This window comes from Martelella sp. FOR1707 (assembly GCF_053484265.1).
The window spans coordinates 106,627-126,665 of sequence record NZ_JBAKFP010000002.1 but is presented as its reverse complement, the minus strand read 5'-3'; the positions used below and the strand labels follow the sequence as shown (position 1 = coordinate 126,665).

Genomic DNA, 20,039 nt, shown 5'->3' with positions numbered 1-20,039 from the left:
ACCTGTCTGTCTTTTCGCGCTTCAGGCGTCAGGATTTCGGCTATCTGGCTTCCCGTTCGCGCTTACGAATTTGAGAATTCCGCGGCTCAGCAGTTCCGCGTCGCGCTGATGCGCGCGCCGCGGCCAGCGATGGATGGAATTGAGCATGCCGATGATGGCGTTGGCGGCCATGTCCGGATCATCGACATCGAACTCGCCGCTTTCCTTTCCGCGCTTCAACAGTGCGCGCAGCTTGTCTTCGACATTCCGCTTGCGCTCGTTCACTCCTTGCAGTTCGTCGGCGGCTGCAAAATTCTCGTGGGAATAGAACTCACGCAGCAGATCCACCTTGGGGGCGTTCAGGTCGATAAAGACCCGCGCGAAATCCCCGAGTTGGTCTGTGGGGGAATCCGATGCCTTCATGGTCCTGTCGAGCGCCCGGTCGACCTCGCCGACGACCGCTTCATAAGCCGCGATCTGCTCGCTCTTGGCGCGGACGAGGCTCGCCCAGGTGCCGTTCATGAAGAGCAGCGGCTGTTCGTCCGGTAGCACCGACACCGCTTCGACAAGCCCCACGAACAGCGTGTGCGTGGAAAACTCGATCGTCTGCGCCAGGCTGCATTCAAAGCTCGCGGCGCTGTCGGACAGTACCGGCGCGCCGCGCCCCGAGGTGCGCCAATTGCCATATGCAAACCGCTCTTCGCCCTTTGCCCCTTTGCCGCCGGCAAAGACGCTGGCGATCTCGTGCTGGTCGCGCCGCAGGACATTGACCACGAAGCCGTTGCCGGCGGTGATCGCCGCGTGGGAGGCATTGGAGCGATTGACCGCGACGCCCAGTTGCGGCGGCTCAGCGGTCAGCGACATCACCGCGGTTGCCGTCATGCCTGCGCGCGCGCCTGGGGCGCCGGCCGTGATCACATTCACCGCGGCAGCCAATTGCCGCATGCCCGTTCGGAAGTCGTCCTGCGAAACCGTCATCTCTACGCTCCTCCGCAATTTTGTCTACTATGAGAATATTCACTCGAAATGTCTAATATTTTTTGACAAAAAGCAGAACCACCGCTTCGAAATGTAAAACGCCACATAGGTTGAACAGGTTGGAGAGGCTTTGACCGTTTCGATCGCTCGGCCTGAACTTTTGCGTGTTTGAAACCACGGAGCGAGTTCAGGCTCTGATGTCCTGCAAGAGGAGCCGTTTTGCTGCCGTGGAATTAATCAAATGATTAATTGCGACGCTGGTACATTTATGGTCTATGGCGGCCGTAAATAACTGATTCAGAAAGGATGATTGCCCGATGAAAATCTCTGGTTTCAAGTCGCTGGCGATTTGTTTGACCGTTTCGGGAATGGCGACCTCGTCCGCTTTTGCGTTGGATCTCGGCGACGTGAGAGGCGTCTACACCAATGCGGATGCGGAACTTGTTTCCAGCTTCGGCTTTTGCGGCAATGGAGAGGGGGCGGCCGGAAGCGACGGTTTCATGGTCAACAGGACCTATACCGTAGAAGGCGATCTGGTGAAAATGAACGCTAATGGTCAGTTCGTGTTTACGCTGAGCGCGGATAAAAAAGAGCTTATCCCGGCCGATGACTTCACCAGAGAGTGGGGTGCTGCGGAACCTTATGTCCTCGATGCTGAAGCGAAGATCGACTGCTGACTTTCTTGAGCGGGCCCACGAATGCGCGTTCGTGGGCTCGCTTGGCAACTTCGGGCTTCATAATACGGAGTTTCCGAGCCATGAGAGACAACGAAGCTCCATCAGACGGCGATCGTCGTTTCGATATGTCAGGATTTACAAAAAGCACAAATCGGGTAACTCTTGACACGAAGCCAAGCCTAAAAAACGGCTCGTGCCGGTCAGGATTGATCGCCTACGGGCAAAAGGTCTCCTGAAGAAACAACCAGCCCGGTCGCTTCCCCTCGCCCCGGTCCACCAGCACCGCCGCCGCCCAGCGATCATTGGCCCCGGTGTCCTGAATCTGGCGCTCCTTGTAGCGGACAAGTGCAGTCTTGCCCTCGATATGACGGATTTCTACGTCGCTGATTTCCATGATCAGCGTCGGTCGGCTGCCGCGCTGCTTGGGGAAGCCGACATGCATCGCCTCAATGCTCACGACATTGCCTGCTGCGCCGACCATCTGGTAGCCGGGTTCGAAGCACTGGAGGACTGCCTCGGCGTCCTCGGTCCCTTCCGCCCTGAACCAGGCCTGCAACTGCCGATGCAGCGCGTCCGGCTCCTTTTCCGCCATAGCCGTGAATGATGCTCGTTCTGGATCCGCCATACTATTCTCCCTCGAAACCGTTTGCCGGCGGTCATCCCGGCCCGAGACCAGACCTGTTATTCTGGTCTTTTCACGCGGGCCGCCTCAGCCGCTCATTTGTTGACAGGCATCAAGGAAGTAGCATATTTGATGGAATATTCAAACGAATTTGGCCTTACATAGCGGGCTTGCAGCGGCGGTCGCCGCAAAAAGCGCCTTGCTCGCGGCCCTCCATATGATGTTTAAGACGTATTCAAGCAGCGCTCGCGCCGATCGGAAAGACACGGTCGACGACACCACGGGACGCTGAGGATGGAGAAGTCAGTTCAAATGAGCAAGACGACCGAGCCCAAGGTCAGCCTCGACCCGACGAAAGACGATTTCGATTATCAGACGTCTCCCTTCTACAATCTTGCCCGGGTCCTCTCCCTTTATCATCAGCGCCTCGATGCGGCTCTCAAGCCGGTGGGCATGGATGTGGCCCGCTGGCGTATCCTGACCATTCTCGAGAAACGCGAGCCCGCCACCGTCACCAAGCTCTCGACAGAGACGATGATCCGGATTTCCACCATCGCCAAGCTGGTTCAACGCATGACGGCGGAGGGCCTTGTCGAGACAAGGCCGTCGACCGAGGACGCCCGTTCCACGGACGTGTTCCTGACCGAGCTTGGACGGGAGAAGATGGCGGTGGTTTTCCAGAAGGCCCGCGCGATCGCCATTCAGGCCTGTCACGATATCGGGACTGACGACCTCCACGCTGTCAATGTGATTACCCGGAAGATATTCTCCAATCTCAATCCTTGAACCAAGGCCTTGAGCCGAGGCCTTGAACACGGGCCTTGAATGCCAGCCGAAGCGATTTGGGGCCCGATCGCACGCCCAGCAAGCAGATGCGCTGACAAAGCGCGACCGATGGCGGATCATGCGCATTGACAAATTACCATTTTCATGTGAATTTTCTCCTAAATAAGAAGATTGATCGAGGCCAACGTGCCCGATCACGAGAGGGGACTGATGGTATACGGAGCAATGCCCGGAGGGAGACCGGGTCATCCGATGTCGTGCTCGCTACGCCTTTTGCGTGACGTTCAGCGAACGCTCGCGCCGATACACGCCGACAACTAAGCACCAAAAATCTGCAGCGAGAACAGTTCAACGCCTCCCCTTGAACAGAAGAACGTTACAAAATTTTATATGTAAACGACTGAAAAGGAGACGTCACAGATGAAGTATATCGGAAAGCTCGCGGCTGCATCCGCTCTGTTCTTGATGCAGGCCTCCAACGCGGTATGGGCCGAGACCACGATGCGGTTCTCGATCTGGCTGCCGCCTGCCCACCCGCTGGTGGCGGATGTCCTTGTCCCCTACGCCGAGGACATCGAGAAGGTCACCGAGAACCGGGTGAAAGTCGAAATACTCCCCGCTCCGCTGGGCGCGCCTCCGGCGCATTACGACCTCGTCAAGAATGGCGTCGTCGATCTGGCGCAGGGCAACCAGGCCTATACACCGGGCCGGTTCAAGACGATGGTTATCGGCGAACTGCCGTTCCTCGGCGACACCGCCGAAGCGACCTCGGTCGCCTACTGGCGCACCTGGGACGCCATGCTGAAAGATGCCGGCGAATACGATGACGTGCACGTGCTGAGCGTCTTTACACACGGCCCGGGCGCGGCCTTCTTCAAGAATCCCGACATCGACAGCATCGGGCAGATCGATGGCCAGAAGATGCGCGTCGGCGGCGGCGTTGCGCATGAAGTCGCCACCACGCTCGGCGCCGTCCCGGTCGAGGGTCCGTCGTCCAAGGCCTACGAACTTTTGTCGCAGGGCGTTGCGGACGGCATTCTCTTCCCTCTCGAATCCGTTAAATACTTCAATCTCGACGGCCTGCTGTCGAAGGGACTGATGGTGCCCGGCGGTCTCTATAACACCTCCTTCTTCATGATCATGGGCAAGAACACCTGGGAAAGCCTCTCCGAAGAAGATCAGGCCGCCATCGACAAGATCAGCGGCGAGGCGCTGGCGCGCAGGGCCGGCCAGATGTGGGACCGGATCGACGGCGAAGCCCGCGAGGCCATGGCCGGCACCGTTGAAATCCAGGAGATTTCCGACGCGGATATGGCAGCGCTCAAGGAGAAGCTCCAGCCGGTCATCGAAAAGGGCATCGAGGAAGTCTCCTCCACGGGGGTCGACGGCCAGGCCGCTTATGAGATGATGAAGGCCGAAGTGGCCAAGGTATCGGCCGAATAGACAAACGCTTGACGGGGGAGGGTCACGGGCATGCGTTCCAAACCAATGAAGACCGCCGTTCTGGGTCTCAAGATCTTATGCGGCGTGATGCTGATCTCCATGATGATGCTCACCATCGTGGATGTCGTCGGACGCTACCTGATGAACCGCCCCCTTATCGGCGCAACCGAAATGACCGAATTGCTGCTGGCAGCCATCATCTTTGTGGGGCTGCCGGCAGCGAGCCTTGACGACGAACACATCACCGTGGACTTCATCTCGGCCAGAACGCCGCGGTCCGTCGAGCCGTTTCGGCGGGCGCTGATCGCCATTATCTCCGCGGGGGTTCTGGGCGTGGTGTGCTGGCGGCTGTGGCTCGTGGGCGACAATCTGGCCGGTTACGGCGCGGTGACCGACAGTCTGGACATTCCCGTCGCCCCGGTTGCCTACCTCACCTCGGTCCTCACCGGGATCGCTCTGCTCATAACCCTGCTGGTTGGCTTTGCCCCGCTCCGCCCTCCAAAACACGTTCAAGACCAGGATAAGACCATATGAGTAGCTGGGAAGTCGGCATCGCCCTGCTCTTTATCATGCTCGGGGCAGGCGTCCCGATCTCGTTCGCCCTTACGCTTGTCGGCACCGTGGGAACAGCCTCGATCATCGGCTGGCAGGCCTCTTTTTCCCTGCTCGGACAGACATTCTTTGACAACAGCCACGCCTACTCGCTGTCGATCCTGCCGCTGTTCCTGATGATGGGCAATTTCGTCGTGCAGTCCGGCGTCGCGAAGGAGATGTACGAGGCCGCCTATGCGTGGCTGCGTCATCGCCGCGGCGGACTGGCGCTGGCGACGGTCGTGGCCTGCGGCGGCTTTTCCTCGGTCTGCGGATCGTCTCTTGCGACCGCAGCGACCATGTCGAAGATCGCCATGCCATCAATGCGCCAGTTCGGCTATCCCGATACCCTCTCCACCGCCTCGATCGCGGCAGGCGGCACTCTAGGGATCCTGATCCCGCCCTCGGTCATCCTGGTCATCTACGGCATCATGACGCAGCAGGATATCGGCAAGCTGTTCATCGCGGGCATCGCGCCCGGCATCATCGGCATCCTCGGATACGCGATCGCGGTCGTCTATTCGGTGCGTCGGCGCGGCGTAAACCTGCCCGAGGAGCCCAAGCTGCCGCTGATGCAGCGCATCTATGCCTTGCGCGGCGTTTCCGGCGCGCTGCTGATCTTCACCTTCATCATGGGCGGCATCTATTTCGGCGTCTTCACCCCGACCGAGAGCGCCGGCATGGGCGCGGGAGGCGCGCTGCTGCTGCTGATCGCCAAGCGCCGGTTCAAGTGGCGGGAAACCCTCGACACGCTGTTCGACACCGCCAAGACCACGGCGATGATGTTCTTCATTCTGTTCGGCGCGCTGACTTTCGCCAATTACGTCAACCTCTCCGGCATGACGTCGGACATGCAGTCGCTGCTCGGCGCCTTCGGCGATAACCCTTACGTGACCATGATCCTGATCGTGCTCATCTATATCGTGCTTGGCTGTATGCTCGAGGCGCTTTCGGTGATCACCCTCACGATCCCGATCTTTGTGCCGATCGTCGCAGCGCAGGGCTTCGACCTGATCTGGTTCGGGATCTTTGTCGTGGTCGTCTCGGAAATCAGCTACATCACGCCACCGGTCGGATTGAACGCCTTCGTGCTGCGCTCCGTCGTCCGTGACGTTTCGCTCGCCACGATCTTTAAAGGTCTGGTGCCGTTTCTGGTTATCGACATCCTGCGGGTCGCGCTTCTTTTGCTTTTCCCGGCGCTGGTCCTGTTCCTGCCGTCCCACATGTAACCGTGCCGCCTCGGCCGGCTTCCTGCCGCATACCAATAAGGAGTGAAACGAAGATGATCATCACCGTCCTGGGTGGAGGAAACGGGTCGTTTGCCGCCGCGGCAGACCTCACGCTCGCCGGTCACGAGGTCCGCCTGTGGCGGCGGAATGAGGAGCAGGCGTCCGCTCACCGCGCGGTGGGCGGCACGATCAAGCTGATCGAGGGCCGCAAGGAGGCCGTTGCGACGCTGCATACCATCACAAGCTCCATCGCCGAGGCGCTGGCGGGCGCCGAACTCATCCTCTGCCCTTTGCCGGCGTTTGCGCAAGACTCGATCGCGCGATTGGCCGCGCCGCATCTGGAAGACGGTCAGGTGGTTTTTCTGCCGCCGGGCACCTTCGGCAGCTATGTTTTCGCCAAGGCGGTCAAGGACGCCGGCGGATCGGCGGACGTCGCCTTTGCCGAGACCGGCACGCTGCCATGGCTTGCGCGCAAGAAAAGCGCCTATGAGGTTCGTTTGTCGGGTCGCGGCGTGCGGCTGCCCACAGGCGTATTCCCGCAAGCCAAGTCTGCCCATGCGCTGGCGGTGATCGGGCGCGCTTTCCCGGGCGTGATCGAGGATTGCGGCGATGCGCTTTCCGCGGCCCTGATGAATGCCGGCCCGATCATCCACCCGCCCCTGATTGTCATGAACGCGGCGGCGATCGAGCATTTCGACACCTGGGACATCCATACCGAAGGCACCCAGCCGGCGGTTCGCCGGGTCACCGACGCGCTGGACAGGGAGCGCATCGCCGTGCGGGAGGCCTTCGGCTATGGCGCGCCGCACTTCCCCCTCGCCAACCACTACAACAAGACCGGCGAATTGTGGATGTACGGCCGCGAAGACCATGACACCATCAGCGAAACCCGCGACTGGAACGAGAGCCTGGATCTGACCGCGCATCGCTATATGCTCGAGGATACGCGCATGGGCCTGTCGCTGCTGTCCTCGTTCGGCGCGCTGGCCGGGGTGGCGACGCCGCTCGTCAATGGGTTCATGGCCATCGGCGGCGCGATCGTCGGCGAGGATTTCATGAAGACCGGACGCAGCCGTTCGGCGCTGGGCCTCGACCATCTTGATCGGGACGAACTGCGCAACCTGCTGGTCGAGGGCTTCAGATGAGAGAGAAGATCGCCTGCCTCGGCGCGGGCCGTATGGGGCGCGGCATCGCCGTCGTGTTCGCCTATGCCGGCCACCCTGTCGACATCATCGACTTCAAGGACCGCGACGCGGACGGCTTCGACCGTCTCGTCGCGGAGGTTCGCGACGAGATCGCCTCGACGCTGGCGAAGCTGGCCCGGATCGGCCTGATGCAGGACCAGCATATCGACATGATCGTCGACCGCGTGCGGGTGGTTTCCAAGGGCGATGCGCAAGTCGCCCTTGACGATTCCAGCGTCGTTTTCGAAGGACTTCCGGAAATCCTCGATCTCAAGCGCGAGGCGTTCGCCGAGATCTCCGCCATGGCCGGGCGGGAGGTCATCATCGCATCCACCACGTCGACCATTCTTGTCGACGACCTGTCGGGTTCGGTCGTCCATCCGAAGCGCTTTTTGAACGCGCACTGGCTCAATCCGGCCTTCCTCGTGCCTCTGGTGGAGGTCTCGCCGGGTGCCAATACCGATGACGCGACCACCAAAAAGCTGATCGCCCTGCTTGAGAGTGTGGGCAAGGTGCCGGTGGTTTGCGCGGCGCGCCCCGGCTATATCGTGCCGCGAATCCAGACATTGGCGATGAACGAGGCTGCCCGCATGGTCGGCGAGGGTGTGGCGAGCGCGGAGGATATCGACAAGGCGATCATCCACGGTTTCGGCTTTCGCTTCGCGATCCTGGGATTGCTGGAGTTCATCGATTGGGGCGGCGGCGACATCCTGCACTATGCCTCGCGCTATCTCGTCGGCGCGCTCGGTAACGAGCGCTATGCCGCGCCTCCCATCATTGCCGAGAATATGGAGGCCGGCCGTATCGGCCTCAAATCCGGCGAGGGCTTCTACAATTTCAAGGACATCGATCCCGAGGCCTACAGGGAAAAACGCCTGGGCGACTTTGCGGCCGCACTCAGGAATATGGGATTGGTCCGCTCACCCGTACTCGACGGCTGAGCGCGTCGGTCCATTCGCCAGCGAAGAAGAGCCCCTCTCCCGGGGCGAAACGGGCGTCTTCCCATAATTTATTTTATATATATAATATTATCTCGGCGTTTGAACCCTTGCTGTCCTCGCCGTGTGACGCTTGTTTTCCGGGGGAGGCACGCCATTGGCGCAGACGAACAATCCAAATCCTCTGATCATCATCGCCACCCTCGGTCTGTCGGCTGGCCTCGGCCCCGCAAGCATGACGCTCGTTACCCCCTCGCTGCCGGCCATCGAGACGGCGCTGGGCGTGTCCTCGTTTCTTATTGCCGTCGCGCAATCGATGTTCCTGTTCGGCCTCGCCGTGCCGCAACTGGTGTTCGGCGCATTTTCCGACCGTTTCGGCCACCGGCCTCCTCTGATCGTGGGCATGATCCTGTTCGCTCTGGGAAGCCTGATCTGCATGGTGACGCCGAACTTCGCATGGCTGGTTGCGGGACGGATACTCCAGGCGGTCGGAGCGTCGTCGGGCATGGTGACCTCGCGGGCGCTCATGCGCGAGCTCTACCCGACGGAGCGCGCCGCCGCCATGCTCGGTTACATGACGGTGGGCATCATGGTGATCCCGATGCTTGCGCCGGTGGCGGGCGGATACATTCAGTCGAGCATCGGCTGGCGCGGAAACTTCGCGCTGCTGTCGGCCATATCGATACTGCTCGTGGTGACGGTAAGCGCCATGGTGCCCAACGTTGTCTCAAGGCGGCCGCCGCGGCCCCGTTCGACAGTCGAGATCTATGGCCGTTTGCTGCAATCGAAAGCGTTCCGCTATTTCACCTGGCAGGTCATCCTGCCGAGCTTTCTGGCGCAAACCTTCTTTGCAGCTGCGCCCTTCGTGCTCGAACAGCATTACCGCCTGAGCCCCAACTCCTATGGCGCGCTCTTTGCCATCCCGGCGGTTGGCTTCATGCTGGGAAATCTTACCTCCGGCCGGCTTGCCGAGCGGTGGGGCGTCAACAAAATGATGGGGCTCGGCACAGCGATCGCCTGTGCACTATCGCTGCCACTCGCCGTGATCTATCTGTCCGGATCGCTCTCGGTGTTCTGGATGTTCCTGCTTATCGGCACTTTGACCTTCGGTCACGGGCTGGTGGTGCCAAGCGCGACTGCCAGCGCCACCAGCGCGCTTGACACCTCGTTCGGCAGCGCCGCCGGCATGCTGGGCTTCCTGCAATTCGCTCTGTCGGGTCTAGGCGTTCTCGTGCTCGTGCCGGCCGCAAGCTTCGGGCCGGCCTCGATCGTCTGGTCCTATGTGCTGGTAAGCGTGGTAACCTTCGGCATGTATCTGACGCGCACCCTCGCCCGTGACGCCTGAAACCATGGCGCGCCCCGCCGGCGCAGGTCCGGCGGGTTGAGAGTATCAGACCTTGTCGGCCTTCTCGCGATCCCAGATGCCCTCCACAAGCCCCTGGTCGCGGAAGACGGTTTTCTTGATCTTGCCGTTTTCGGTATGCGGCATCTCGTCGACGAAGCGGATGAAGCGCGGCACCGCGAATTTCGCGAGCCGCGTCTGCGCATAAGCAACCAGTTCTTCCGGCGCCAGTTCCTTGCCCGCCTTGATCTTGACCGCGACGGCGACCTCGTCCTCTCCGAGTTCCGACGGCAGCGGAAACACCGCGCAGGTGTCGACCGCGGGATGCTTGTGCAGTTCCTGCTCGACTTCCCAGGAAGAAATGTTTTCTCCGCGACGACGGATGGCGTCCTTCATCCGGTCGATGAACTTGAAGCTGCCATCCGGCTCTCGCAACACCCGGTCGCCCGAGTGGAACCAGAAATTCCGCCACGCCTCGACGGTCTTGTCGGGCATGCCGAAATAGCCGGTGGCGAACGAATAGGGCTGGGTCGGCCGCAGCAGCAGTTCGCCGGCCTCGCCATCCGGCACCTCGCTGTCGAATTCATCCACGATGATGGCCTCGGCGCCGCTGCTCAGATAGCCCATGCCGCCGGGGCGATCGGAAGGAATGCGGCTCCAGAACACGAAATTGGTCTCGGTGGAGGCATAGCCGTCCACCAGCGGCACATTGAAGCGTTCGCGGAAGGGCGCGTGCAGCGGACCGGGAACGCCGCCGCCAAGCGCCACGCGAATGCTGTGGCTTTTCTCTTCGGGGCGCTCGGGCTGGGCCATCAGAATGGCCGCCATGGCGCCAAGCAGATAGGTGACGGTGGCCTTGCGCTCCTTGCAGATCCGCCAGAAACCGGACGCGGTGAACTTCGGCTCGAGCACATATTCGCAGCCATTGATCAGCGCCTGGTAGAAACAGTTCAGCGCATTGGTGTGGAAGACCGGCAGCATGGTCATCAGCACATCGCCTTCGCGCACGCCGAGCGCCTCGGCGGAATAGACGCCCCACCAGAACATCTGGGCCTGCGGGCAGCACACGCCCTTGGATGGGCCGGTCGTGCCGGAGGTATAAAGGATTACGGCGGTGTCGCTGACCTTCACCGGCGGCGGCGTCATGTCCGCCACGGTTTCGGGCGCGGTGATCAACGCGTCATCGGGCCCGTGAATGCCGTCCTTGCGGATCGTCCATATCTGTGGCGGGACCGCCGTCCCCTTCTCCAGCCCGTCCAGAACGTCGAGATTATCCTCCTCGATCACAAGAATCCTGGCGGTGGAATTGTTCATGACGCCTTCGAGCTGCGCGCCTCGGAACGCCGTATTGATCGGGGTGGCAATGGCGCCGAGCCACGCGCAGCCGAGATAGATCTGCATGAATTCGGGACGATTGTTGCAGTGGATCGCAACCCGTTCTCCGGCGACGATGCCCGCCTCGGCAAGGCGCTGCGCCCAGCCGGCGGCAACGACCGGGGTCTCGGCAAAGGTCCAGCGCGTGTCACCAAAGGTGAACAATATCCTGTCGCCGTATTTTTCAGCCTGACGCAGCAATATGGTCGAGAGAATTCGATCTGACGGCGGGAACGCGGCCAAGGCCCGGTCATACGCGCTATCCTGCGACTGGACGGCATTTTCATGAGTTTTTGGCATGGTCGGATCCCGGAAATTTCAAGCGAAGCTGCAATTATTTTAGATGTATAATACTCTCATGCCGACGTCAAACCGAACATGCCGCGTTGCCACCCCTTTGCCGCCCGACCGCTTCGCGGGGAACGTTCCAGCGGGCGGAGATACCGTTGGATTCGGCGAACGAAAATCGCGCCGTCCGCAAATTACCGTTGCGGACGACTAAATTTCTTTATACATAAAATAAATACGGGTGGAGTTGGTTCGATCCAGGATCGGCATCCTGAGCATTTCCGGTGAAAACCGGATCGCCGGAAATGCGCTATTTTTTGTTGCTCGCGCTTTCCGGACGGAAAACCGGTGTCCACTTTCACCGGAAGCGCTCTATAAGCTGAGACTGTCATGCCGCGCATATTCCGGCGGGGCGTCGTCGATACGGAGATCGGGAAGATGACGGACAAACCTGGCTATGGGGCGAAAGGCATATCCACTGACGGATATGGCGGCAGCGCTTCCGATGTCTCCGGCGGCAAGGCCCAGCCCAATCTTTGGCAGCCCGAACCTGGCCGGACGCACGTAAGACAGATCGTCGAGGACGCGCAAACGCGTTGCCCGTTCTCCAACGCAACCAGGAGCAATGTCGTTCTTGCTCTGAACCCCGTCTGAACCGCATTATGAAGCATTCCACAAGCAATCGACGTCCCTATGAAAACGTGGTGATCACCACGCCCGTGACGATCCCCTATGAACGGTTTTCCAACAGAACCGCCCATTGGTGGATCGGTCGGGCAGTGCGGGCACTGCTGGACGATTCCGGCATCGACAAGGCCGATATCGACGGCTTCTGCCTGTCGAGTTTCACCCTCGGCTCCGATGCCGCGATCGGGCTCACCGAGCATCTGGGCCTGTCCGTTCGCTGGCTGGATCACATTCCGCTTGGCGGCGCCAGCGGCATCAGCGCCATCCGCCGCGCGGCAAGAGCGGTGGAAGCGCGCGACTGCGACGTGGTCGTCTGCGTTGCCGGCGACACCAACCACACCGACAGCTTTCGCCAGACCCTGTCGAACTTTTCGCGGTTTTCCCAGGACGCGGCCTACCCTTACGGCGCGGGCGGCGCCAATGCCAGCTTCGCCATGATCGCGCGCCACTACATGAAGACCTTCGGCGTCAAACGCGAGGATCTCGGACAGATCGCGGTATCGCAGCGCCAGAACGCCCTGCGCAATCCCAATGCGCTGATGAAGAAGCCTCTGACGCTCGAGCAGTATATGAATGCCCGGCCCATCTCGGACCCGATCCACCTGTTCGACTGCGTGATGCCCTGCGCCGGCGCGGAAGCGTTTCTGATCATGCGCGAGGAGACGGCGGCTGCGAGCGGAATAGCGGGCGCGAAAATCCTCGGCACCATCGAGCGACACAATGTGCGCACCGACGACGTGGTGCAGAGCCATGGCGGCTGGGTTGCCGATATCGACGATCTCTATGCCATGGCCGGCCTGAAGCCGGATGACATGGATTTCGTGCAGACCTATGACGACTATCCCTTCATTGTGATGATGCAGTTCGAGGATCTCGGCTTCTGCAAGAAGGGCGAAGGCGCCGAGTTCGTTCGCAGCCACGACCTCACGATCGATGGCGACTTTCCGCACAACACCACCGGCGGCCAGCTCTCGTCCGGACAGGCGGGTGCGGGCGGGGCCTATATCGGATTGACCGAGGCCGTGCGGCAAGTGCTCGGCACCGCCGGACCGACGCAGGTCAAGGGCGCGAAGGTCGGCCTCGCATCCGGTTTCGGCATGATCAACTACGCGAGGGGCCTGTCCTCCGGCGCGGTCATCCTCACGGGAGACAGGTGATGGTAGAGCCGCTCAAGCCCCCGAAACGCAAGAACCCGCTCGCGCGGACACGGCAGCAGACGCTGCCGCCCGCCGCCCGTAGCCGTTCGGCGCAATTGCTGACCCAGGCTGCGGCCGAGGGGCGATTCGCGCTGCAGCGCTGCGCGGAATGCCGGAACTATATCTACCCTCCCCGCGAAGTTTGCCCCAATTGCCTGTCTGTCGATCTGGCGCTGACCGATGCCCCCGATGGCGGCGTCATCGTCTCCGAGACCACCACCCATGTAACCTCGGACAGCTATTTCCGCGAGCGGATGCCCTGGCGGATCGGCATGGTGAAGCTCGACTGCGGCCCGATCGCCGTTGCGCACCTACATGGCGACTGCCAGGATGGCGATCGCGTGCGGGCGACATTGCAGCTCGACAAATCCGGGCAGGCCGTCTTTTTTGCGATACCCTCTGAACCCACCCCGAATATGGACCAAGACAGGCAGTGGTACGAAATGGTTGCGAAACCCCAATTCCGCCGCGTGCTGGTGACCAACGGCCGCTCCGCCATCGGTCAGGCCGTGGCAAGCGCCCTGGCCGAAACCGGCGCCACCGTCTATGTCGGCATTGCCGAGCCGTGGAAGCCGTTTGAAGGCGAGGAAAGGCTGCGCAAGGCCCCTTACCAGATCGTGCCGTTTGATGCCCCGGACGAACGTTCCGTTCGCGAGCTGGCGGCCGATATCGGCGGCAAGATCGACATTCTGGTCAATACGTCGGAATTCATCCGCCCGGGCGGTCTTCTGGACCGGGGTCGCACCACCGTCATCCGCGATGAAATGGAGCAACTCTATCTGGGCTTCGTGAACCTTGCCCAGGCCTTCGGCCCGGCCATGCTGGGGCGCGGCGCGGACCAGATCAACAGTGCCGCGGCCTGGGTGAACATCTTTTCCGTTCATGCGCTTGCCAACTGGTCGGCGTTCGGCACCCACAGCGCCGCGGAGGCAGCCTGCCTTTCGCTCTCGCATTGCCTGCGCGGCGAACTGCGCGGCGGCGGGGTGCGCGTGGTCAACCTGTTCACCGGGCCAACCGAGACGGAATGGTTCCAGACCCTGCCGCCGCCAAAGGTCGCGCCCAAGGCGCTTGCCAGCGCCGTGGTCAGAGCTCTCAACGAGGGCGTCGAGGAGATGTTCGTTGGCGATGTCGCCAAGGAGATACAGCAGAATCTCGTCGACAATCCGAAGAGCGTTGAGCGCGAATTCACCAATCGGCACACCTGAGTGGAACATCGACAATGGCATTGACCGACCCGACCGAAATTGCAGTTGCGATCGCCTCCGGCGCCCTGCGGCTCGTTGATCTCACCTTCACGCTGTCGCCGGACTTTCCCGTTCTGGTGCTGCCGCCGGAACTCGGCCAGGCCGCGCCGGTGCGCATCCGCACCATTTCGCGCTATGACGATGCCGGCCCCGGCTGGTACTGGAACGAGATTTCGCTGAGCGAGCACACCGGCACCCATTTCGACGCGCCGATCCACTGGCACACCGGCAAGGACGTGCCCAATGGCTCCGTCGACACCTTGCCGGTCAAGCATATGATCGCCCCCGCCTGCGTGATCGACTGCTCGGCGGAAGCCGCGGCCGACGAGGATTTCCTGCTGACCCGCGATCATGTGATCGCGTGGGAGAAGCAACACGGCAAGATCGAGCCGGGTGAGTGGGTTCTGCTGCGCACCGACTGGTCGAAGCGCGATTTCCGCGACTACGCCAATCTGAAGGAAGACGGCGCGCATACCCCCGGCCCGGACGCCGATGTGATGAAATGGCTGGTGGAAGAACGCGGCATTCTCGGTTTCGGCACTGAGACCATCGGAACGGACTGGGGACAGGCCAACCATCTCAACCCGCCGCACCCGGCGCATCATTACCTGCACGGCGCTGGCCGCTACGGGCTGCAATGCCTCTGCAATCTCGATCAGTTGCCGCCAAGAGGCGCAATCGTCTTCGCCGCGCCGCTGAAAATTCTCAATGGCTCGGGAAGCCCGCTGCGGGTTCTCGCGGTCGCCCCCGGCCAGTAGAGGGCGACCGACCGTAAAAAACGCCCTACGGCAAAAACTCCTGCGTTGTCAGAGGGTAATGCGCGTTGCCGCCGCTGAAGGGCGGGAACGCGACGAAATCGGCGCGCATCTCCTCGCGCACCGGCGAGTTCAGCGCGGCCACCAGATCCTCGGCGCTGTCGAACACCACCTTGTTTCGTTGCATGTAATCGACCCTGGGCCATGGCAGGAAGCCCAACCAGTCCATACGCGAGCAAACCTCCGCCTCCCGCACTTTCGGGAACTTCGCCATGATCGGCGGGTGTTCGCGCACATAATGATCGAGCCAGGCATTCAGGTCCTCGGCGGGGCCCGGATAATGTACGAGATATGTGCAAAACGGGTCGCTCGCCGGCCGGCCGCGCACCGGCTCGGGCACCGCGAAGCGCCGCACGATCATGGCCTGCTGCTGGGCCTCGGCGGCGGCGAGATCCGGCAGGGTCTGCGGCAAGGCCAGTTGCTGGAGATGGCCTTCGCGCGCGACCGCGTTCTCCAGGTGTGCGATTTCGTCGAAATAGAGCTGCAGCGCCAGTTGGGGCGGCGCGTCGCCGCCGGGATAATGCTGCCCCGCGCTCTGATCGGCGTGAAACACCAGCCCGCGCCTCAGGTTCGGCGTCAAGCGCACGATCTCGCCAACCCGGTCCAGGGTTGCGCGCTCCACTTCCCTTGCGGGCTCGTTGCGGTCGAAGAAAGACAGAAAGTAGGTAAAGCGCATCAATTTCTCCCGGCGGACCAAGTTGACAGGCCGCACAATGTGCGACACATATTATTTTATTCCTAAAACATATCCTCGGTGAACCATGCGCGCAATAAGATATGACTCCTATGGCGATCCGAGCGTGCTGAAGGTGGCCGAAGTCGCCGATCCCCGGCCAGGCCCCGGCGAGGTGCTGGTGGGCCTGAAGGCCGCGAGCGTCATTCCCGCCGACTGGAAAGTGCGCGCGGGCATGCTGCAAAGCATGCTCCCCGTCAGCCTGCCGAAGATACCCGGCCGCGATGGCGCCGGCATCGTGCTCGCGCTCGGGGAAGGCGTGGACTACGCAAGCGTCGGCGATGCGGTGTGCGTTGTCGCGCAACATGCCGAAGACGGCACCTATGCCGAAAAGATCGTGCGCAACCGGGACACCATCGTCGCCATGCCCGAAACGCTGGAGTTCGGGGAAGCTGCCTCGCTGATGCATGCGGGCATCTGCGCCTGGATAGGCCTTGTGGAAACCGCGGATCTGCAAGCCGGCGCGCGCATTCTGGTGCATGCCGGCGCCGGGGCGATCGGAGGTCTCGCCATTCAGCTCGCCCATCATCTCGGTTGCCACGTGACCACCACCTGCCGCGCGGCCAACGCAAACTATGTCACCGCCATGGGAGCCGATGAGGTGATTGCCTACGACAGGGAGGACTTCACCGCGATCGAGGAGCCCTTCGACGTCGTCCTTGACCTGATCGGCGGCGATGTGCACCGCCGTTCATACGAAGTTCTGAAGCCTGGCGGTCACATGGTGTGCCTGCGCGCCGAGCCTTTCGAGGACCAATCCGAGCGCTATGGCGTCCAGCTCAGCATACCCCACATCCACGACAGCAAATATGCGCTTGAGGCGGTGGCGAAGCTGGCGCGCGACGGCGTATTTCGTCCGCAGGTCGCCCATCGCCTGCCCCTTGCGCAGGCGAGCGAGGCGCATCGGATGATGGAAGCGGGCAAGGTTTCGCGCGGCCGCATCGTTCTCGACATCGCCTGATCGCCTTGGTCTTTCGTCCGGTGACGCGTGCTCACCGGACGCTCTCTAGAGCCTTTCCGCGTTTAACGGAAACGCGGAAAGGCTCTATCTCTTTGTTTTTACGCAATTCCGGACGGTGAACCGGTGTCCACTTCACCTGGAATTGCTCTAGCTGTATTTACCCGAAAGCAGCGCGCCTGCGTTCGGCACCCGGGCCTCAAGGCCAAGGCTCTTGAGCATCTGGTGCGTTGTGGCGACCGATGCGGAAAGAACCGGAATACCGCACTCGTCCTCGACCTTCTGTATCGCGGCCAGAGACGGCATCTGCACGCAGGCGGAAAGCACCAGCGCATCGATATTCTTCAGATTGACCCTCTTGTAGATGTCGAGAAGGTTGTCGGTGTTCTGTCTCGACACTTCGAGATTGTCCGGAATCTCAAGCGCGACATAGTCGCTGACCTCGATATCCTCATTCTCGATATAATCGGCCACCATCTGGGTGAGCGGCTTCATGTAGGGCGCGACGATCGAAATGCGCTTCGCCCCCATCAGGTGCAGCGCATCGACAAGCGCGCCCGCCGAGCTGACCACCGGCGCGGGATGCCCGTTCTCGACGGTCAGCTTGCGCAGGCGGTCCTGGCTTTCACGGTGATAGCCCTTGCCCATCGCCATGATGGCCACAAGACAGGCATATCCCATCACATCCACGGCAGCGTCGGACAGCTCCAGGGCGCACCTGTCGCTGTCGCAGTCCATCGCCTTCAGCTCTTCGGCCGTCACCTTCTTCATGCGCATGCGCGATGAATGGAAGGAAAAGCGCTCCGGCAATATCGTTTCGCGCGCGCGCAGCATTGCCGGAATCTCGCGTTCCATCGTCAGGTTCGATGAGGGAACGATCTGACCGATCTTGATGGTGTCGTTGAGGTTCTCCATGACGTTCAACCGATCCTGACGACAGGGTTGCGCAGAACGCCGATGCCATCCACGCCGCACTCGATGACGTCGCCGGGCCACATCCATTCCTGCGGATCGCGGCCGGCGCCGACGCCGGACGGCGTGCCGGTGGCGATGATATCACCGGGCTCGAGCGTGATGCCGCTCGAAATGTCGGAGATCAGCGTTGGAATATCGAACAGCAGGTGCCTTGTATTGGAGCGCTGCTTTTCCTCGCCGTTCTTCTTCAGCCAGAGATCGAGATTATGTGGATCGGCGATATCGTCTGCCGTCACGATCATCGGTCCGAACGGGCAAAAAGTGTCCTGACCCTTGGAAAAGATCCACTGACCGGCGCGGCGGTTGTCGCGGGCGGACACGTCATTGATGACCGAATAGCCGAAGACATGGCTCATCGCGTCGTCCTTGGCGATCCGGGTCGCGCGCTTGCCGATGATCACCGCCAGTTCGACTTCCCAGTCGAGCTGCTGGGTCATCGCAGCATTGTGCTGGATCGCCTCGCCATCAGCGATGACGGCGGTCGGCGGCTTGGAGAAAACCACGGGCTGCTTGGGAAGATCTTTCGACGTGTCCAGCGACTTCGCGGACTCCGCCACATGCTCGACGTAGTTGAGGCCGATGCCGAAGATGTTCTTGCGCGGGCGCGGGATCGGCGCCAGCAGCCTGACGTTTTCCAGCGGCACCGCGATTCCGGGCGGGCGGGCGCCGTCGGTCTCCTTCAGGGCGGACCGGAGCGCGGCCAGGGCGTCGGGTCCCTGGTCGATCAGCTCCAGCATCGAGCCGGCGAAAATCTCGCCGACCGCCTCGCCGAGGCCTTCAACGTCGATCACGAGGCCATTCTGGACGACGCCCAGGCGGCCCTCCGCGGACACGTGTCCGCGATAGGTTACCAATTTCATAATGCAGTCCTTGATCTAGTTCGTTTTGACGATCTGGTGACCGTCATTTTCGTTCAGGCCCTGCTCGGCATAGAAGCCCAGCTTGGTTATGGTCGGCAGGTCGTTGAACTGGAAAAGGCAGGCATCGTCGCCGGACGATGTATTGCAGTGTTCGTGCCACATCCAGGCAGGGACGCAGAAGATATCCTTTTCCTTCCAGTCGAAGCGCTGACCATTGATGACCGAATAGCCCTCGCCCTTGGCGACCTGGTAGATGGCGTTGCCGGTGTGGCGGTGCGCCTTGGTGTGTTCGGAGGGGCGCAGAAGCTGCATCGCAGCACCCATGGTAAGCATCGGGTCGCCGCCTGTGATCGGGTTGGTATAGCGCATGATGATGCCGTCGTAGGGCGAGCCGTCGGAGACCTTGGCATAGTTGGTGAGCGCTTCGTATGTCGGCTCCCAGCGATACTGCATCAGGGGCGAATAGGGTTTGTCCCACTTGTCCATGAGCGGCAGCAGCCCGGGACCGCCATAGGTCAGCGGGCTGTCATTCAGCGGCAGGTTGGTGGTCTGGTAATCGTCCGGGTGAACCGCGTAGAAATTGGCCTCCAGCGCGTTGGTCAGCGGAATGTCCAGCCCGTCCTGCCACATGCTGGTTTCGCCGTCCTCGGCAATGCCGTGCTCGTGCCAGGTGCCATTCGGGGTGATGACGAAATCGCGCGCGCCGAGATTGATCTTGTGACCATCCACGATCGTGTAGGCGCCGGCGCCCTCCATGATGAAGCGCAGCGCCGAGGCGGCGTGCTTGTGCGCCCCTGCCCGCTCGCCCGGCCGCATGACCTGAATGCCGGAGAACAGCCAGCCGCAGGCCGCACTGACTTCGGTGCGCTTGGGGTTGCGCAGATAGACGACGCGCCGACCGGCATCTTCCGGGCGAACCAGATCGAGCGCGCGCAGAACCTGATCGCGCAATTCGGAATTCTTCCAGAGAACCGGCGCCGAAGCCGGCGTCGGTTGCCAGGGTTCGATCGAATTGGCGACGGTCCACAGGGCGCCCGTATCGAGCTTGGCCAGGTCGTTGTAATAGGCCTCGAGCTCCGCATTGTCCTTGACGCGGGCGCGGCCCAGAATGTCATCGCTTTGCGCTGTGTCAGTCATGGT

Annotated in this window: 20 protein-coding genes; 13 read left to right on the top strand and 7 right to left on the bottom strand. The window is 61.6% G+C overall.

Annotation, left to right across the window (positions count from 1 at the left end):
* Positions 1-21: 21 nt before the first annotated feature.
* Complete coding sequence (locus V6765_RS04480) at positions 22-957, bottom strand: flavin reductase (protein WP_448426826.1); 936 nt, start codon at positions 955-957, stop codon at positions 22-24.
* Positions 958-1,274: 317 nt separating this feature from the next.
* Between V6765_RS04480 and V6765_RS04475 the strand changes: the two genes are divergently transcribed.
* Positions 1,275-1,634 (top strand): hypothetical protein, encoded by a 360-nt coding sequence (locus V6765_RS04475; protein ID WP_448426825.1) that lies wholly within the window; start codon positions 1,275-1,277, stop codon positions 1,632-1,634.
* Between the two features lie 214 nt (positions 1,635-1,848).
* Here V6765_RS04475 and V6765_RS04470 read toward each other — a convergent pair whose 3' ends face one another.
* Positions 1,849-2,259, bottom strand: coding sequence for a DUF4440 domain-containing protein (locus V6765_RS04470; protein ID WP_448426823.1), 411 nt, complete (start codon positions 2,257-2,259; stop codon positions 1,849-1,851).
* 309 nt (positions 2,260-2,568) lie between these two features.
* Between V6765_RS04470 and V6765_RS04465 the strand changes: the two genes are divergently transcribed.
* From V6765_RS04465 to V6765_RS04435, 7 genes are all read left to right on the top strand, one after another.
* The gene (locus V6765_RS04465) at positions 2,569-3,042 is read left to right on the top strand and encodes a MarR family winged helix-turn-helix transcriptional regulator (RefSeq protein WP_448426821.1); all 474 of its coding nucleotides are present in this window, start codon (positions 2,569-2,571) and stop codon (positions 3,040-3,042) included.
* A gap of 420 nt (positions 3,043-3,462) precedes the next feature.
* Positions 3,463-4,485, top strand: coding sequence for a TRAP transporter substrate-binding protein (locus V6765_RS04460; RefSeq protein ID WP_448426819.1), 1,023 nt, complete (start codon positions 3,463-3,465; stop codon positions 4,483-4,485).
* Between the two features lie 30 nt (positions 4,486-4,515).
* A complete protein-coding gene (locus tag V6765_RS04455; RefSeq protein ID WP_448426817.1) occupies positions 4,516-5,019 on the top strand; it encodes a TRAP transporter small permease in 504 nt (167 codons plus the stop codon).
* A complete protein-coding gene (locus V6765_RS04450) occupies positions 5,016-6,305 on the top strand; it encodes a TRAP transporter large permease (RefSeq protein WP_448426816.1) in 1,290 nt (429 codons plus the stop codon). The genes V6765_RS04455 and V6765_RS04450 overlap by 4 nt, the downstream gene beginning before the upstream one ends.
* A gap of 53 nt (positions 6,306-6,358) precedes the next feature.
* Positions 6,359-7,450 carry an NAD/NADP octopine/nopaline dehydrogenase family protein gene (locus V6765_RS04445; RefSeq protein WP_448426815.1) on the top strand — a complete coding sequence of 364 codons (1,092 nt, stop codon included), beginning with the start codon at positions 6,359-6,361 and terminating at the stop codon, positions 7,448-7,450.
* Positions 7,447-8,430 carry a 3-hydroxybutyryl-CoA dehydrogenase gene (locus V6765_RS04440; protein WP_448426813.1) on the top strand — a complete coding sequence of 328 codons (984 nt, stop codon included), beginning with the start codon at positions 7,447-7,449 and terminating at the stop codon, positions 8,428-8,430. The genes V6765_RS04445 and V6765_RS04440 overlap by 4 nt, the downstream gene beginning before the upstream one ends.
* Before the next feature lie 154 nt (positions 8,431-8,584).
* Positions 8,585-9,772, top strand: a complete 1,188-nt coding sequence (locus tag V6765_RS04435) for a multidrug effflux MFS transporter (protein WP_448426811.1) — start codon at positions 8,585-8,587, stop codon at positions 9,770-9,772.
* A gap of 45 nt (positions 9,773-9,817) precedes the next feature.
* Here V6765_RS04435 and V6765_RS04430 read toward each other — a convergent pair whose 3' ends face one another.
* Complete coding sequence (locus V6765_RS04430) at positions 9,818-11,443, bottom strand: ATP-dependent acyl-CoA ligase (RefSeq protein WP_448426809.1); 1,626 nt, start codon at positions 11,441-11,443, stop codon at positions 9,818-9,820.
* A gap of 426 nt (positions 11,444-11,869) precedes the next feature.
* On the opposite strand from V6765_RS04430, the gene V6765_RS04425 reads away from it, so the two are divergent.
* The 4 genes from V6765_RS04425 to V6765_RS04410 are packed head-to-tail and all read left to right on the top strand — an operon-like array spanning position 11,870 to position 15,316.
* Entirely contained in the window at positions 11,870-12,085 is a 216-nt protein-coding gene (locus tag V6765_RS04425) for a hypothetical protein (protein WP_448426807.1), read from the top strand.
* Positions 12,086-12,093: 8 nt separating this feature from the next.
* Positions 12,094-13,275 carry a thiolase family protein gene (locus tag V6765_RS04420; RefSeq protein ID WP_448426805.1) on the top strand — a complete coding sequence of 394 codons (1,182 nt, stop codon included), beginning with the start codon at positions 12,094-12,096 and terminating at the stop codon, positions 13,273-13,275.
* Positions 13,275-14,519, top strand: a complete 1,245-nt coding sequence (locus tag V6765_RS04415; RefSeq protein WP_448426803.1) for an SDR family NAD(P)-dependent oxidoreductase — start codon at positions 13,275-13,277, stop codon at positions 14,517-14,519. Before V6765_RS04420 ends, V6765_RS04415 begins: the two co-directional genes overlap by 1 nt.
* 14 nt (positions 14,520-14,533) lie before the next feature.
* Positions 14,534-15,316: a cyclase family protein gene (locus V6765_RS04410; RefSeq protein WP_448426801.1), complete on the top strand. Its 783-nt coding sequence runs from the start codon at positions 14,534-14,536 to the stop codon at positions 15,314-15,316.
* 25 nt (positions 15,317-15,341) lie between these two features.
* Here V6765_RS04410 and V6765_RS04405 read toward each other — a convergent pair whose 3' ends face one another.
* Positions 15,342-16,049 (bottom strand): hypothetical protein, encoded by a 708-nt coding sequence (locus tag V6765_RS04405; RefSeq protein WP_448426800.1) that lies wholly within the window; start codon positions 16,047-16,049, stop codon positions 15,342-15,344.
* Between the two features lie 85 nt (positions 16,050-16,134).
* Here V6765_RS04405 and V6765_RS04400 point away from each other — a divergent pair, with 85 nt between their 5' ends.
* Positions 16,135-17,067 (top strand): NADP-dependent oxidoreductase, encoded by a 933-nt coding sequence (locus V6765_RS04400; protein ID WP_448426798.1) that lies wholly within the window; start codon positions 16,135-16,137, stop codon positions 17,065-17,067.
* A 147-nt stretch (positions 17,068-17,214) separates the two neighbouring features.
* Here the strand turns inward: V6765_RS04400 and V6765_RS04395 are convergent, their stop codons facing one another.
* The 3 genes from V6765_RS04395 to V6765_RS04385 are packed head-to-tail and all read right to left on the bottom strand — an operon-like array spanning position 17,215 to position 20,036.
* Positions 17,215-17,979: a maleate cis-trans isomerase family protein gene (locus V6765_RS04395; RefSeq protein WP_448426796.1), complete on the bottom strand. Its 765-nt coding sequence runs from the start codon at positions 17,977-17,979 to the stop codon at positions 17,215-17,217.
* A gap of 5 nt (positions 17,980-17,984) precedes the next feature.
* Positions 17,985-18,899: a fumarylacetoacetate hydrolase family protein gene (locus V6765_RS04390; protein ID WP_448426794.1), complete on the bottom strand. Its 915-nt coding sequence runs from the start codon at positions 18,897-18,899 to the stop codon at positions 17,985-17,987.
* 15 nt (positions 18,900-18,914) lie between these two features.
* Complete coding sequence (locus V6765_RS04385) at positions 18,915-20,036, bottom strand: cupin domain-containing protein (protein ID WP_448426792.1); 1,122 nt, start codon at positions 20,034-20,036, stop codon at positions 18,915-18,917.
* Between the last annotated feature and the right edge of the window lie 3 nt (positions 20,037-20,039).

Excerpts from the sequence above, each read along its gene's own strand:
- V6765_RS04445 (WP_448426815.1), top strand. The coding sequence starts at position 6,359 with ATGATCATCACCGTCCTGGGTGGAGGAAACGGGTCGTTTGCCGCCGCG.
- V6765_RS04390 (WP_448426794.1), bottom strand. The coding sequence starts at position 18,899 with ATGAAATTGGTAACCTATCGCGGACACGTGTCCGCGGAGGGCCGCCTG.
- V6765_RS04450 (WP_448426816.1), top strand. The coding sequence starts at position 5,016 with ATGAGTAGCTGGGAAGTCGGCATCGCCCTGCTCTTTATCATGCTCGGG.
- V6765_RS04475 (WP_448426825.1), top strand. The coding sequence starts at position 1,275 with ATGAAAATCTCTGGTTTCAAGTCGCTGGCGATTTGTTTGACCGTTTCG.
- V6765_RS04430 (WP_448426809.1), bottom strand. The coding sequence starts at position 11,443 with ATGCCAAAAACTCATGAAAATGCCGTCCAGTCGCAGGATAGCGCGTAT.
- V6765_RS04460 (WP_448426819.1), top strand. The coding sequence starts at position 3,463 with ATGAAGTATATCGGAAAGCTCGCGGCTGCATCCGCTCTGTTCTTGATG.
- V6765_RS04425 (WP_448426807.1), top strand. The coding sequence starts at position 11,870 with ATGACGGACAAACCTGGCTATGGGGCGAAAGGCATATCCACTGACGGA.
- V6765_RS04470 (WP_448426823.1), bottom strand. The coding sequence starts at position 2,259 with ATGGCGGATCCAGAACGAGCATCATTCACGGCTATGGCGGAAAAGGAG.
- V6765_RS04465 (WP_448426821.1), top strand. The coding sequence starts at position 2,569 with ATGAGCAAGACGACCGAGCCCAAGGTCAGCCTCGACCCGACGAAAGAC.
- V6765_RS04400 (WP_448426798.1), top strand. The coding sequence starts at position 16,135 with ATGCGCGCAATAAGATATGACTCCTATGGCGATCCGAGCGTGCTGAAG.
- V6765_RS04420 (WP_448426805.1), top strand. The coding sequence starts at position 12,094 with ATGAAGCATTCCACAAGCAATCGACGTCCCTATGAAAACGTGGTGATC.
- V6765_RS04385 (WP_448426792.1), bottom strand. The coding sequence starts at position 20,036 with ATGACTGACACAGCGCAAAGCGATGACATTCTGGGCCGCGCCCGCGTC.
- V6765_RS04405 (WP_448426800.1), bottom strand. The coding sequence starts at position 16,049 with ATGCGCTTTACCTACTTTCTGTCTTTCTTCGACCGCAACGAGCCCGCA.
- V6765_RS04480 (WP_448426826.1), bottom strand. The coding sequence starts at position 957 with ATGACGGTTTCGCAGGACGACTTCCGAACGGGCATGCGGCAATTGGCT.
- V6765_RS04455 (WP_448426817.1), top strand. The coding sequence starts at position 4,516 with ATGCGTTCCAAACCAATGAAGACCGCCGTTCTGGGTCTCAAGATCTTA.
- V6765_RS04410 (WP_448426801.1), top strand. The coding sequence starts at position 14,534 with ATGGCATTGACCGACCCGACCGAAATTGCAGTTGCGATCGCCTCCGGC.
- V6765_RS04440 (WP_448426813.1), top strand. The coding sequence starts at position 7,447 with ATGAGAGAGAAGATCGCCTGCCTCGGCGCGGGCCGTATGGGGCGCGGC.
- V6765_RS04395 (WP_448426796.1), bottom strand. The coding sequence starts at position 17,979 with ATGGAGAACCTCAACGACACCATCAAGATCGGTCAGATCGTTCCCTCA.
- V6765_RS04415 (WP_448426803.1), top strand. The coding sequence starts at position 13,275 with ATGGTAGAGCCGCTCAAGCCCCCGAAACGCAAGAACCCGCTCGCGCGG.